We start from the raw sequence: 14001 nt of genomic DNA, 5'->3' as shown, positions 1-14001 counted from the left end.
TCTGTCATGGAATTCATCTCTCTCAAATCGCCCGAACGCATGGAAAAGCTGAGGGCGCTCGGGAAACTGCAGGGAACGTCCGACGCCCTGGAAGAGAGTATTCCGGCAAAGACGCCCGCCTCGCGATTCGCGAGGCCGGAGAGGCTCGCGGGGCTCGATCCCCGGCAGGTGATCTGCCTCATCGACGCCAACAAGTTCTACTGTGCCTGCGAGCGCGTGATTGATCCCGCCCTGAGAGGAAAGCCCCTGGTAGTCCTCACGAACAACGACGGGTGCGTGGCGGCGCTCACGCCTGAAGCGAAGGCCCTCGGCATCCGCCGGGGGATGCCGGCATACCAGTTCAGACACCTCGTTGAAGAGGGAAAGGTCGAATGGCGAAGCTCCAACTACGAGCTCTACGGGTCGGTCTCCAAAAACATCGCGGCGATTTTGTCCGGCATGGCGGTGCGGATCGAGCGCTACTCGATCGATGAAAACTTCGCCGACATTACCGGGATCCCGGGAGACCCCACGGCGCTCGGGCGCGCCATGAAGGAGCGGATCTACGCGTGGCAGAGAATCCCGGCCTGCGTGGGCATTGCCAACACGAAGACGCTGGCGAAGCTCGCCAACCACCTCGCCAAGGACTGGCCCGTCTTCGGGGGCGTCATCAACTGGCTCGACCTCGCGCCCCATCGTCAGGAAAAGGCGATGTCGATTACGCCCCTGAAGGAAGTCTGGGGTATCGGAAGCCGGATGGGAGAGGCGCTCAAGGCTCTCGGCGTCCAAACGGTGCTCGACTTCTGGAAGATGGATCCCTCATTCATTCGCGCGCGCTGGGGCGTGGTGCTTGAGCGCACGTGGCGGGAGCTCCACGGCATTCCCTGCATTCCCTTCGACGAGGAAGCCGCTCCACGAGAGCAGATCATCCGGAGCCGCTCCTTCGGCCGACCGGTGAGGGACCTCGCATCGCTCACTGCCGCCGTGTCGCAGCATATGGCCGATGCCGCCATGACGCTCCGGCAGCAAAAGAGCGTTGCGGGCGAGGTCGGGGTCTTCTTTCATACGAATTTCTTCCGGGGCGACCTTCCGCAGCACAATGTCTCGCGGGTCGTGAAGCTCCCGGTTCCCACCTCAGACACGCTCCTTCTCACCCGGGTCGCCGTGGGGCTCGTTGAGCGCTTTCGCCGCGAAGGCTTTGCTTATCAGAAGGCGGGGGTGATTCTTACCGGCATCGCTCCGGACGCGGCTTCAGACATTCCGGAAACGCTCTTCAGCGACGCGCCGGACCCGGAAAAAGAGAGACGGCGGGCGCTGATGGAAACGCTCGACGGACTCGCGAGGATCTACGGCCGCGGCATTGTGACCACCGCAAGCACGCAGCTCGCATCCGGCTGGGAAGCTAGGCACGAGAAGCTTTCCCGGTGCTACCTCACGCGCCGTGAGGAAATCCTGCGCGCGCATTGAAGCGCGGGGGCTCCCGCACGCCTGAGGGAGGGAATCCGGGGTCCAAAAAGACAAGAAGCAGCGCGGTCGTCCCGTGCTGCTTCTGCTGCTGTTTCCGGCAATGACGTGCGCAACAGAACCTGATGATCAGGCGTCGCCCGACCGGAGCGTCTTCTTGAGGATCCAGAGCGCAATCACAAGGAGAAGAATCGCGCCTGCGGTTGAAGCCATCGTGAGCGCGTTGATGTGCTCGACGTCGACCACGATGTAGCGGGCAACCGCGACGATCGCAAGCGCGATCGGCGTATGAATCGGAATTTCGCGCGTGCCAAGCGAAGCGCCCTTCACCATGGAGAGAATCTCAACATAGAGGAAGAGCATCAGGAGGTCGCCGAGGCTGATGCTTCTCGCAGCGATCATTTCCCAGGCTGCCTGGCCGATTCCGCCTACAGCGGCGACGGCGATGGCAATGAGGGCAGCCGCCTGAGCGTAGGTAAGCCAGAGGTTGATGACGAGGCTTGCGGACGTGAGCTTCGGCGACTCAACGGACGTGGCTGCCGTGGGGTCGGTCGAGAAGGAGCACTGGCGGCAGGGACCTTCGGGAAGCTGAGCGCCGGCATCCGTATGGCGATGGGTTTGATCGTTGGGCGGGGTATTGGAACCTGAAGCAGACATTGAAGGATCAGGAAGGGGGAAAAGGGAGAGTAATTATGCGGGAGAGAGGGGATCTCGGGTTAACCCGCGAGGCAGGGGAGGACGTAAGAGAAGGCAGAAAAGAGGTAGCAAATCTTTTCCGGAGGGCATTCAAAGGGATATAGACCTCCGGACGTTCCGGGGAGAGGTTGGAAGGGATGGCGGTGCGGCCAGGAAAATAGAGCCGTCAACGCACTCTTTCCTATGGAAAATGAGAGGAGCGCTGACCAGTGGGAGATGCGTGCTGCAGGGGAGCTGCGCGACTCTCTCCCGGCCGCAGGGAAAAACTATCGGTTCGATTGTTTACAACGTGAGCCCAAAACGGCAGCGAAAGCCCCCGGAAAGATCTGAAGCCTGAGTGAACTAACGCTCCCGGATGGTGACGGCAAGACCCGGAGCTTCACCTTCACCGGGATGGGCTTCATCGAGCTCCACGGAAAGATTCCAGCGGTCGCAGAGGGTCTTCACGATGGCCAGTCCCAGGCCCGTACCCGAGACGCCTGTTCCAAGACGGCGGTAGAAGGGCTCCATCACGCGCTCGCGTTCAGCAGCCGGAATCCCCGGACCGTTGTCGGAAACGCGGATGACGGGGGGATTCATGCTGAGAAGCTGGAGCGTCACGGCAGTGCCGGCCGGGGAATAACGAACGGCGTTTTCGAGGAGGTTTCTCAGAATCGTGAAGAGATCGTCGAAGTTCATCGGCAAGGACGGTTCTGCTCCCGGAGGCAGATCTTCAATGCCCTCGACCTCGAGCGTTAGCCCGAGCTTTTCCGCTTCCCAGTAGACGGACTGGACGGCTTCGTTGAAGGCGCTGATGATGTCGGCTTTCTGGGCGGCTCCGCCCTGACGGCGATCCTGGTCGGAGGATTTGGCAGAGGTCTTTGCCTGCGCGCGCTTCAGAGTGAGAAGCTGACTCACCTGCCGTACCGCGCGGTCGATGCCGGCGCGAAGGGTGGAAAGGCGCTCTCTAGCCGCGGGCGAGAGGTCTTCCTTTTCAAGGCGTTCGGCCTGGAGCGAAAGCGCTGCGAGCGGTGAGCGGAGTTCATGCGCGGCGTCCGCCACAAAACGCGCTTCCTGTTCTCTCAAGGTTTCCACGCGGGCAAGGAGGCCGTTGAAGGCCGTGAGGAGCGGCAGGAGCTCTGACGGCATGCCGGTAAGCGCCATGGGCGAAAGCGAGTCGCCCGAGCGGTGGCCGAGGTCGGCGGCAAGGCGCTTCACGGGCCGCATCATCTGCCAGAGGAAGAACCAGATCCAGAGGGAAAGAAGAACCGAAAGAACGAGGAACGGAATGATGAGGTTGATCGTATCGGCCCAGGCTTCCTTCCAGACGGCGGATGTTCTTTCCGCGGTGACGACGTGTCTTCCGCCCACATTCACCGTCAGAACGAAGACGCGGTAGTTGGCCCCATGAATCTTGAGCGTGTGGTAGCCGTCCTTCAGCGGATGGTCGAGCCTGAGTCTCAATGCGCGGCCCGTGCGGTGAAGGGTCTGAATGAGGATGTCGGCTCCGGCGGGAAGACCTGCGCGAGGATCATCCTCGTCGACGATGTAGCGGTCTTCAAAGTCCTCATCGTCCATGTAGAGGGCTTCGAAAGAGTTCCCCTTCTGGCTGAAGGCAATTCGCGAGCGCGCGAGGATGCCCGCCACTTCCTCGAGTCGGTCTTCCTGAGATTCCGCGGCTTCAAAGTAGGAGACCGCAAAGATGGAGGCTGAAGCGACGAGCGAAAACGCGACGACCGCCCCCGCGCAGCAGAGACTTGCCCTCAGCGTGAAGGACGGGTTTGCAGAATGAGGCGTTCGGAGCGCCGTCCGGATTTCAGAGATCGTTTCCTTGAAACGCTTCAGGATTTCGCTCAAGGCGGGCTCCTCTTGGAAGATGGGGAATGAAAACAGATCAGTTCATATCAGCTTCGGGCAGCCGCATCGCGGCTTGCGACCATCCAGCCCAAGCCTCGCACATTCCGGATGGCGTCAGCACCAAGCTTCTTTCTGAGCGAATGAATGAGGTATTCGACGGCATTGCTTTCGGGTTCTTCGCCGGCTCCATAGATGCGGTCTTCGAGCGCGCGGCGGGAAAGAATGGCTCCCGGACGGGCGAGCAGGGCATTAAGTAGCGCAAATTCACGCTTCGTGAGCGTGAAGTCTTTCCCGTTCATTTCAGCGGTCTTCGTGTCCATGTGGAGCGTGAGGACGCCGTTTGTGAGATTGTTGTCAGATGCGCCGTTTCTCCTTCTCATGACGGCTCTCATGCGGGCAAGGAGCTCGCTCATGTGAAAGGGCTTCACGAGATAGTCGTCAGCCCCGGCATCGAGCCCCTGGAGGCGATCCTCAAGGTCGTCGCGGGCGGTGAGGATGATGACCGGCGTGTCGTTCTTCTCCGCGCGCATGGTGCGGAGCACCGTCATGCCGTCGACTGCAGGGAGGCCCAGGTCGAGGAGCACGAGCTGGAAGGTGTTGACCGAAAGCTGCGCGAGCGCATTCCTGCCGTTGGTTACGAGATGAACCGCGTGGGCTTCATCAGAGAGCGCCGCCTTGACGGCGTCGGCAATCATAGGATCGTCTTCTACAAGGAGGATGCGCATCGGGAATCTCATTCGGGAAAGGTGGGATCTTGAAAGAGATTCTAGGGCGCGGGGAATTAGCTGATGGTTAGGAGTTGAAAACTGTCAGGCAGTAAAAACCCGCTCGGGCGTCCCCGGGCGGGTTTTAATGAGCTTTTGCTCGAATCTCTGCTGCTCAATGAGAAGCGGGAGATTCTTCTGCTTCAGATCAGATGATTAGAAGTTATGAACCATACCGGCGATGACGGTGTAGGCATCAGCATCCGGGGTGTTAGCGGCCTTGTTGTAATCTGCCTTGACGTAGTCGGCGGCCGTGTAAAGCATCGTGCGCTTCGAGAGGTTGTAGGTGTAGCCAGCACCGACCGTGTAGGTCTTGAATTCAGGCTTGTCTTCGCCGGAGGCAACCTTGCTCTGTTCAGCTTCGCTATAGCCGACGCCGAACTTAGCCGTTCCGCCGAAAGCAGGAACGTCAACGCTGGCCATCACGCCGTAGCCGTCCACAGTTGCGCTGTAGTCATTACCGGTAGGCGCTTTACCCTCAAAGGTAAACAGCTTGCCCCACTTCTTGGCATTTTCAGAATATGTACCAGCCAGGTAAGCCTTGACGACGCCAAAATCGTATGAGCCGCCGAGAGCAATGTTCAGGGCATCATCATCGTATTTCTGCTTGCCAGTGGCTTCAACAGGAGTCGAGTCATAGTTGATGGAGTCAACAATCGCAACAGCCTGGAAGGGACCATTCTTGTACTGGGCACCAATGCCGTAGTAACGATCAACGTTTGCCTTATTTTCGTCGCCTTCATCAGCCGTATTGCCATCCTTATCCTTGCCGCTGTCGTTCTTCATGGAGTACTGGACAGTAACAGTGAAGCCGGCAAAGGACGGAGTCTGATACGTAACGAGGTTATCGAAGCGAGCATAGCCCGAAGCGGAAATCTGCGGGAGACCAACGACATCCCCCCAGCCAGTACCAAGGGCGTTCACATTACCCGTGAACATGGCATAACGGCCATTGCCGGACAGGAGCTGACCCGCACGGCCAAAGGAAACTTCACCGAAAGCGCCCTGGACATAGAGGAGAGCTTCACGGCCGAAGAGACGCCCATTGTTGTCCAACGTGCCATCGTCGGCAGCAAAACCGTTTTCGAGGGAGAAGCCAACCTTCATGCCGTTGCCGAGGTCTTCAGTGCCCTTGAGGCCGAAACGGCTGCCGGCGTTCTGGCCGGCTTTCATCTGGAAGGAATTGACGTCATCCTTGCCATCAACAGACGTGCTGGTGAAGCCAAGACCAAGGTCAACCTTACCATAGAGCGTAACGTCAGCAGCAAAAGCGGAGCCGGCAAAAGCGCCGAGGATTGCAGCTGCAGCAAGAGTCTTCTTAAACATTTTTCAGAGCCTTTTTAACAATCGGGAAAATTCCCAAAAGTCGAACGGAGGTTTGCACGCCCGCCGTTCAGCTTTATTAAACAGGCAAGCTCGCAGCAGCTTTATGCACGGTCACCGCCGAAGCCTGAGCAGCCGTTCATGAAGAACAGCCGTGATCCCTGCCTGTCCATGGATCTGTTAGGCGTTTTAACAGAAATTACGAGATTCCGGTTAAGTAAAAACCCAAAAGAGCCGAAAAGCACATAAAAAACAAAGGCGAGTTCCAAAAGGATGACTTCGCGAAGGTTGTTTGTTGTAAGTTCGCCACCAATTTTTATGCCCGGAGTTGCGAACGATTCTTGTTTAAAAACAAAGGAAATGAGTGGAAAAACGGCGTAAACCGTAAGGAAGTCGAGCGGGAAACGGCCAACTTTGCTGCCTGCTGTCAGGAGGAAAAATTTGAAAAGTGAAGAGCAAAAAAAGCCGAAGTTCCTGCGTGAAGAACTCCGGCTTCAGCTTCATCGCTCTGCGGCAGTGAAGAAAGGCTGGGATTTCTGAAACCTCACCTTTCTCACTGTCGAGGGCTCAACTTCAATGGGGCAGTGCAAGTGCCTCATCAAGCTCTGATTAGAAGCGGTGGGTCAGACCAACATAGGCCTGGACGAGCTGGTTCTCGGTGTCGTCCGTTTCGCTGCCGACCTTGTCGCGGGTTTCAACGCCGTAGCCGGCACCTGCGTAGAGCATGGTGCGCTTGCTGAGGTCGTACTCGTAGCGGGCGGCGAGACCGTAGTAGTCGCCTTCCTTCTTATCCTTGCCGGCAACAACGCCGTCCTGTTCAAAGTTCGAGTAGTAGCCGCCGACCGTCATGAGGCCGCCTGCAACAGGAACCTGGGTGCCGACATGGAAGCCGAAGCCCTTGACGCCGTCGGTGGTGTCATCAGAGGTGACGAGCTTGTCATCAACAACAGAGGGAGCCGTCAGGAGACCGTTAAAGTACTGGCCCATGGCAAAGACCTTGGCAACGCCGAAGTCGTAGTTGCCGCCAAGGAAGAAGACGTTGGCGTCCTTGTCAAGCTGGCGATCCGGTGGCGTGCCGGCGGTGGTAGCACCAGCATTGGAACCGTACTTCGTGAGCTCGTAAGCAGCAACAAACTGAGCCGGGCCGTATTCACCCGTCAGGGCAACGCCGGCGTAGCGCTTGGAGCTCGAGAAGTCGCCTTCATCACCGCTGTAGTCTGCGGGCTTCGCATTGCTGTCCTGCTTGAAGGAGTACATCGCAGTGACCTGGAGGCCGGCAAACTTCGGGGTCTGGTAGGCAACCGTATTGTCGTAGCGGGAAGCGCCGTAGAGGCCGAAGACGTCATTGTCGCCGCCGTCGAAGGCGTCAGCGATCGAATAGACGATGTCGTAGCTGCCGGCAGCAGCAGAGAGGGCGCCCATGCGGCCGAAGGTCAGCGTGCCGAAGTCGGAATAAACCGAGAGGGTGGCCTGACGACCGAAGATGCGGTTCTGGTTCTCGTTGTACTTCGAGAGCGTGCCGTCATCGGCATTGAAGCCGCTTTCGAGCTGGAAGCCGACCTTCAGTCCGTTGCCGAGGTCTTCCGTGCCCTTGACGCCCCAGCGGGAGCCGGCATCAACGCCGCTCTGAAGCCTGAGAGTGTTGTCGTCGGCAGACGTACCGTCAGCGGCCTGCTTATCGGTGTAGTTGTAAAGGAAGCCATAGTCGACAACGCCGTAGAGCGTCACGTCAGCGGCAGCAGCGGAACCGGCAAAAGCGCCGAGAACAGCGAGAGCAGCAAGAGTCTTTTTCATGATTGAAAATCCCCAGTAGAAGTAAAGGTCATTCGGAACGAAACCGGGAAATCCCGTTTGACCCGATATGACCTTTGCATTCTTGCGGACTTTCCAACGCTGCCGCGGAACGTTTACAAATCCTTGTAAACACTTCCATAAAAAACAATCCGGCCGACAGAAAATGGTTTTGTATACATTAAGCAACAGGCATTTGAAAGCCTGTAAAAACCTTATCTGCCGGACGAACGATTGCTGCCTGGAGGTTCGTTTACGCCTGCGGAACCTCCTCCTCCTCGCCCTTCCGAGTGAAGAGAAGAACCTCGGTCGCAACATTCCGACCAGGAGCGCGGCGAATGTCGAGTTCCGTCAGGTTTTCGGGGTCGAGCCCGAAACGGATCGTCTGGGCTTCTTCCTCAAACTGATCATTCACGATTCGTTCAAGGAGCGAATAAACGAGCATGCTTGCCGATTCGAAGGGGAGTCCGTCAAGGTCGATTTCGATTTCCGGATGTCCGATCGTCGTTAGGCCGTAGGTCGAGATGTAGGGCGTGCCGAAATCCTCGAGCGTGAAGATGCTCACGACGGAGAGCGTCGGGAAAGCGCCGGCCGAAACAGGCCTCGCGGCGTCGATGCAGTAGTTTGCGGGCTGCAGCACGCCAGCGAGATACACCCCGAGCGGCTCGTTCGAGCGGCAGGCGGAGGCAAGGAGCTGCGCGAAGAGCGAGGCTGCGTCCTTCAGGGGCGTTGTGCCGGCCTCGAGCCGCAGGTTGATGCGCCCGGCGTGGTTCAAAAGGAGCGCCTCGGCGTCCCGGGTATAGATGTTCTTTCTCGCCGCCTGTTCGAGCGACGTGTCGGGAACCTTTCCGGATTCGCATTTAAGCGTGCCCGTGAGGTAGCCGATCCGGAACGTGAAGGTCTCCGGGTCTTCAGGCGTCCTGTCGATGATCGACAGGTTCCAGTTGCTCGAGAGGTCCCTCAGAAAGCGGTCCTTGTTGAGCCGGAGATGCTCGCGCGGCATCAGGAGCGTCGCTGCAAAGACGCCGACGGGGAGCTCGGGAAGAAGCTCCTGCTCGAAGTTCTGTTCCTTCTCAAGGCGCTCCTCGTCGGAGAGAAGGAGCTTATAGGCCGAGGGCTGCTCCCTCTTCACGGCCTCCTTCAGGGCCTTGTATTCGTCGGAGTCGACGCCCTCGCGCTCAAGGATGAGGAGCGCAAGCGGGAAATTCGCGGGCGAATCCGCGGGCGCATAGTTGTGCGACGTACGGAAGTGCTCGACGGCTGCATCCTTGTCGCCGAGGCGCTGTGCATTGAGGCCGAGAATCCATTCCTTCCTTGCGCGCTCCGAGTCGGTCGCGGGCTTCAGCGCTTCGGCAGCTTTGGTCGAGCGTTCGACGTCGGGACCGAGGAAGAGCGCCATAACGAGGTTTTCCTCAACGGCGAAGGTGCGGTTGGCTTCAGGAATGCGCTCGAGGACCTTCTGCGCCTTATGGCGTTCGTGGCGCATGAGCCAGTACTTCCCGAACTGTAGGATGTAGTCCGAGTCATCAGGAGCGGGCTTTTCGGGCATCGGATCCGTGAAGATCTCGCGCAGGAACTTTTCCTTCGCGATTTCGGGGCAGCGCTTTCTGGAGTCCGGCATGAACTTCGCAAGCCATGCGGCATCTTCGGGCGAAACGGCGGGGAGCTTCTTTGCTTCCGGCTTCGCTTCAGCGTCCGTTTCCGCTGCATCAATCTCTTCTCCTGTCATGAGGGAGTTGACGAGGAGCGTGGAGGCGGCTGCGGACTCAGCAATATCCTGGTCGTCTTCGGCTGCTTCCGAAAGTGCCTCGCGGAATTCTCCGACGAGCTTCCTGAGCCGTTGCGAGAATTCTTCGCTATCCATCGGGTCGTCCCCCGCGTCGTCTTCGGGAGTCTCGTCAGCCGCATGAGCAGCAGCGCTCGCCGGAAGAATGACAGTCGACCCTGAAGCAATCTCAGAGAGATCCTTCATGAGTTCCGCATCCGAAACACGTGAGGTCTTCTTTTCATCCGTTTCGGGTTCATCGGCTTCCCCGGACGCATCTTTTTCGAAAACGACGTCGGGTCGATCGATTGTGATGCGACCGACGCCTGAAGCAAATGCAGGGGCTCTCAGGCTTTCGAGCGTGACGGCGGCACCGAGCGCCCTGGCGTCTTCACGGGGAGCGCCGAAGAGGAAAGCGCCCGCGAACTCCTTCTTCTCCTTGTCGTCCAGAAGCGGAATCCCGTAGATCGCGCCTTCAGCCATGTCGACGGCAGGCGACCCCCCGAACCAGATGACGGCATCGGGGCGGTCCTTACCGCGGAAGAGATTTTCAAAACGGGTTTTGAGCGGCATCACGCGATTGCGGATGATGGTTCCGGCCCAGGGGGAGAGGAGCTCGGGCTCGCGGCGCACGAGTTCAACGAAGCGCTTGGTTTGAAGCGGGGTCATGGCGTCAAACCCTGCGAGCTTCACGCGTTCGCTGAGCGTAAGAAGCATGAGGAAGCGGTCGGTGCGGATGGCGGGCGAGAGCGGGAACGCGCGCTCGAAGTAGTTTTCAAGCACGGGTCCGAATTCAGCCCAGGAGAGCCACTCGATCTCAGGGGCTTCTTCCGGGAGGTCGTCAATGTATTCGACCTCTATGCCCTTATCGGCAAAGCCCTTTGAGAGGCGTCGGATTTCCTTTTCGCGTTCAGGCGTCTTCCAGGATTCGCCGACAGCAAAAAGGACGCGCTTGGGCGACACGGGGGTCATGAATTCATGACGCCAGGCGGCCACGCCTTCGGTGCCCATCAGCATCGGACGGTAGCCCGGGAATTCCCAGGGACCGCATCCCGGTTTGTCAGAAACGCCCTCATTGAGGGCGGCAATATTGGAGAAGACCGATGCCGAGACGGCATCCGAGGCGATCGTTCCCCAGCCGGCATAGCGCCAGGAATGCACGAAGCCCTCGGTGGACGTAAAGACGCCGAGGCTCGGGCGGAAGCTCGTCATCCCGCAGCGGATGGCGGCGGAGGCCGCGTCTGAGGCGCGGCCGAGAACGAGCGCCGCGCTCACGGCTCCGACGGCAACGAGCGAAGCGGAAGCGTCAAGGGGCGACATGACCTCAGGCGACGTTTCCGGGTAGCAGGGATTGACCGGAGACCCTGAACGGGCCGTGAAGCCCCGGCACTGGGGCGATAGAAGTCCGAGCATTTCGCCGCAGTTGGCGACCATCGAGAGGGAAGCGCCGGCTTCCATGAGCGAGAGAACGGGGCGGGCCGTATGAAGAAGCTTTTCGTCCCGGAGGTCGCTGCAGGTGAAGGACCTTGTCCCCTCGAGGGAAATGTTCCCCGAGATCGCGAAGGTTGAGCCGGTGAGCGGCTTGAAGGCGGGCTTCACGGGCTTCTTCTCCCCGACCTCTGATGCGTCTTCCGTGTTGGAAGTGCCGAATGATTCAAAGGCGTTTGCGGAGCCCTCAGGGAATTCAAGCGGACGAAGGGCCGCCGCATTCATGGTGCGCGCCGCTTCTCCGGCGAGCTCATCCTCGCCCTCGAGCGCAATGGTCGGAGTGATGCCGAGTTCGCTCGCGGCAGCCTGCCGGTGACGAATCTGAAGCCGGTTGAGGGAGCGCATGAGACGCGCCGCCCGGGAGAGCTTTACTTCATGCCGGCCGAAGTAGATGGTTTCAGGAGTGGTGGAAAGGAAGGCTTCTTCCTCTTCGTGCTTGGTCCCCGATTTGGTATTCATCAGCAGTCGAAAATTCTGTTTGAAGAAAATGAGTTTTCCTGAGCCCGGCAAACTATGCCGTTTATTAATCCTCGCGGCAGACTTCTGCTCTTGTCAAAAGAGAAAGACACCGCACATCAGCAGCTCAGGATGCGGCAGGGAAAAATCCCAAAAAGGCCGCGGCAGAGCGAATTTTCTCAATCCTACACTTTCAGCAGGCGCTGATGAGCCGGAGGATAAATCTCGTTAAGGAATTTTCTTTGCGAACCCTCTCAATTCGGGCTAATCTTTCTCTTTTTTCCCGCTTTTCTAAGAGAAATGACAGACACGCAGCTTGAGGCCCATGCCGGCTCCAACACTGAGACGCCCCTGAGGGCTTCCGACTACCCGATGACCGGACTGGTGCTTCTCTCGGTACCTGCCTGGGAGCCCTCGCATCTGAGGCAGTCTCTTCTTCTTGACTGGCAGATCAATGCGGGCGAGCCTCCGCAGACGCCGCACGAACCGTGGATCTTCCGCGTCAACGGGTCGCTCGTCGTGGTGGGGCTTGAGCCCCGTCCGGTTCCGGACCATGCAGCTGACGAACAGGCAAAGAACTGTCACGACTGGCCTGAGGCCGCGGACGTCGCCCATGCGCACCAGGCGTACCTCGCGGTGGCTGTGATCGCGGAAAGCGCTTCCCTCATTGAAAATGCCCGCACGGCGATGAAGGTGCTCGCCTCCCTCTGCGAGCAGCCCAATGCCCGTGCCGTCAATGCCGCTTCGAGGCTCTTTGCGCCCGATGTCTACCGCAAGGCCGCGCTTGCGATGCAGGATTCCGAGAAGGCCTTCCCGATCTTCAACCTCATCTACTTCGGTCTCTGGCAGCAGAACGATGTCGAGGGACTCTCGGGCTATACCGTCGGGCTCGACCGCTTCGGCGTGCGCGAAGTGGAGATTCAGGGGAGTCTTCTCAAGCCCCTTGAAATCCGTGCGCTCATGGTGGATGCCGCCATGATGCAGATTACGCGCGGGAAGACCTTTGCCGAGGGCGAGGAAGTGAAGCTCGGCGGCAGAACCTACAGGGCGCATATTTCCGCTTCTGCGGCGCTGCCGATTCCGGAAACCACGCACCTCACGCCGATGCCCTGATACGGCTTCGTCGTCAAAGCGTCGAATGAAGAGCGAGGCCCCGGGAAGCCGGGTGAGGCCTCGCTTTTTTATTTCCGGCAGTGAGACTGCACCCAAGTGCTTGTATGGTTGCGGCGCTTTCAAACCGGTATTCTTGACGCCGACCCATCAAAACCAAAAGGTGCGGACGTTTCGGGATTCCCATGCCGGAGGCCGGTTCGTCCGTCTGAAGCCCGCTGACTAAGAAGGAATTGCTCCCATGCTCCAAAAGCCCGTACTCGCGCTTTCCGTTTCGCTTCTCTTTGCTTCATCGATTGCCGCTGCTGAAGGCGCTCCGGCCTCAAACGCATCGCTTCCCGGCTGGACCGAAGGCGCGGAAGTCATTCGCGTTGACGTCACGCGTCCCCAGATCGACATGATTTCGGGCGTTATTTTCAGCCAGGTCAAGAGCACGCGTGCCGTGAAGCAGCTTCGCATGACGCTTGAAATCCCGCGCACGAAGGAAAAGAAGCCCGCGGTCATCTATTTCCCGGGCGGGGGCTTCACCTCTGCCGACCATGAGAAGTTTTCCGAAATGCGCCGCGCGCTCGCGGAAGCCGGCTTCGTTGTGGCTGCTGCTGAATACCGTCCGGTTCCGGCCAAATTCCCGGCGCTCCTCGAGGATGCAAAGGCGGCAGTCCGCTACATCCGCGCGCATGCCGACGAGTACGGCGTGGATCCGAACCGCATCGGCATTCTCGGCGATTCCGCGGGCGGCTATCTCGTCGAGATGGCGGGTGCTACGAACGGCGAAAAGACCTTCGACAAGGGAGACTGGACGGATGTTTCGTCAGACGTGCAGGCCGTCGTTTCGATCTACGGCATCTCGGACCTCATGACGATCGGCGAAGGCTTTGACGCAGCGACGCAGAAGGTTCATGAGTCGCCTGCAGTGACGGAAGCGCTCCTCGTCAACGGGCCGGCCTTCCGCGACTACGCCGGTGCTTCCATCATGGCGGACCCGAAGAAGGCGATGGCCGCGAGCCCGCTCGGCCACATCGACGGCTCGGAGCCTCCTTTCTTCATCCTCCACGGCGCTGAGGACAAGCTTGTCTCCCCCGCGCAGAGCGCAAAGCTCTACCGGGCGCTTCGCGAGAAGAACGTGCCTGCCGACTATCTCCTCGTAGAGAATGCCGGCCACGGCGATTTGCCGTGGTACCAGAAGCCCGTGATCGACCGCGTCGTCGCGTGGTTCGCGAAGACCCTGGGGGCCAAAAAGGGCAATGCTGCTGAAGGCGCGAATCTCTGAGTGCTCTCAGGATTGAAGAGAGTCTGACATCAAAAGAGCAGGGGCCGGCGATTTGCCGG

General features: G+C 59.2%; 9 protein-coding genes. 3 read left to right on the top strand and 6 right to left on the bottom strand.

Annotated features, from left to right (window positions below):
- Positions 1-6 precede the first annotated feature (6 nt).
- Complete coding sequence (locus Q0106_RS05705) at positions 7-1446, top strand: Y-family DNA polymerase (RefSeq protein ID WP_297610101.1); 1440 nt, start codon at positions 7-9, stop codon at positions 1444-1446.
- A 126-nt stretch (positions 1447-1572) separates the two neighbouring features.
- On the opposite strand, the gene Q0106_RS05700 is transcribed toward Q0106_RS05705, so the two are convergent.
- From Q0106_RS05700 to Q0106_RS05675, 6 genes are all read right to left on the bottom strand, one after another.
- Complete coding sequence (locus tag Q0106_RS05700; RefSeq protein WP_297610099.1) at positions 1573-2100, bottom strand: phosphate-starvation-inducible PsiE family protein; 528 nt, start codon at positions 2098-2100, stop codon at positions 1573-1575.
- 381 nt (positions 2101-2481) lie between these two features.
- Entirely contained in the window at positions 2482-3975 is a 1494-nt protein-coding gene (locus Q0106_RS05695) for an ATP-binding protein (protein ID WP_297610096.1), read from the bottom strand.
- Positions 3976-4022: 47 nt separating this feature from the next.
- Positions 4023-4700 (bottom strand): response regulator transcription factor, encoded by a 678-nt coding sequence (locus Q0106_RS05690; RefSeq protein WP_297610093.1) that lies wholly within the window; start codon positions 4698-4700, stop codon positions 4023-4025.
- 195 nt (positions 4701-4895) lie between these two features.
- The gene (locus Q0106_RS05685; protein ID WP_297610090.1) at positions 4896-6065 is read right to left on the bottom strand and encodes a porin; all 1170 of its coding nucleotides are present in this window, start codon (positions 6063-6065) and stop codon (positions 4896-4898) included.
- Between the two features lie 606 nt (positions 6066-6671).
- A complete protein-coding gene (locus tag Q0106_RS05680; RefSeq protein WP_297610087.1) occupies positions 6672-7856 on the bottom strand; it encodes a porin in 1185 nt (394 codons plus the stop codon).
- A gap of 250 nt (positions 7857-8106) precedes the next feature.
- Positions 8107-11565: a hypothetical protein gene (locus tag Q0106_RS05675; RefSeq protein ID WP_297610084.1), complete on the bottom strand. Its 3459-nt coding sequence runs from the start codon at positions 11563-11565 to the stop codon at positions 8107-8109.
- A 297-nt stretch (positions 11566-11862) separates the two neighbouring features.
- On the opposite strand from Q0106_RS05675, the gene Q0106_RS05670 reads away from it, so the two are divergent.
- Together Q0106_RS05670 and Q0106_RS05665 are read left to right on the top strand one after the other, a co-directional pair.
- Entirely contained in the window at positions 11863-12675 is an 813-nt protein-coding gene (locus tag Q0106_RS05670; protein ID WP_297610081.1) for a hypothetical protein, read from the top strand.
- A gap of 238 nt (positions 12676-12913) precedes the next feature.
- Positions 12914-13942, top strand: coding sequence for an alpha/beta hydrolase (locus Q0106_RS05665; RefSeq protein ID WP_297610078.1), 1029 nt, complete (start codon positions 12914-12916; stop codon positions 13940-13942).
- Positions 13943-14001 lie beyond the last annotated feature (59 nt).

Origin of the sequence: uncultured Sutterella sp. (assembly GCF_937923675.1) — a bacterium.
Classification (GTDB): Bacteria; Pseudomonadota; Gammaproteobacteria; order Burkholderiales; family Burkholderiaceae_F; genus Sutterella.
This window is presented reverse-complemented; position numbering and strand designations above follow the sequence as displayed.

What these genes read in the sequence shown, in the direction of transcription:
- Q0106_RS05705 (WP_297610101.1), top strand. Translation starts at nt 7, where the DNA reads ATGGAATTCATCTCTCTCAAATCGCCCGAACGCATGGAAAAGCTGAGG.
- Q0106_RS05700 (WP_297610099.1), bottom strand. Translation starts at nt 2,100, where the DNA reads ATGTCTGCTTCAGGTTCCAATACCCCGCCCAACGATCAAACCCATCGC.
- Q0106_RS05690 (WP_297610093.1), bottom strand. Translation starts at nt 4,700, where the DNA reads ATGCGCATCCTCCTTGTAGAAGACGATCCTATGATTGCCGACGCCGTC.
- Q0106_RS05685 (WP_297610090.1), bottom strand. Translation starts at nt 6,065, where the DNA reads ATGTTTAAGAAGACTCTTGCTGCAGCTGCAATCCTCGGCGCTTTTGCC.
- Q0106_RS05680 (WP_297610087.1), bottom strand. Translation starts at nt 7,856, where the DNA reads ATGAAAAAGACTCTTGCTGCTCTCGCTGTTCTCGGCGCTTTTGCCGGT.
- Q0106_RS05675 (WP_297610084.1), bottom strand. Translation starts at nt 11,565, where the DNA reads ATGAATACCAAATCGGGGACCAAGCACGAAGAGGAAGAAGCCTTCCTT.
- Q0106_RS05670 (WP_297610081.1), top strand. Translation starts at nt 11,863, where the DNA reads ATGACAGACACGCAGCTTGAGGCCCATGCCGGCTCCAACACTGAGACG.
- Q0106_RS05665 (WP_297610078.1), top strand. Translation starts at nt 12,914, where the DNA reads ATGCTCCAAAAGCCCGTACTCGCGCTTTCCGTTTCGCTTCTCTTTGCT.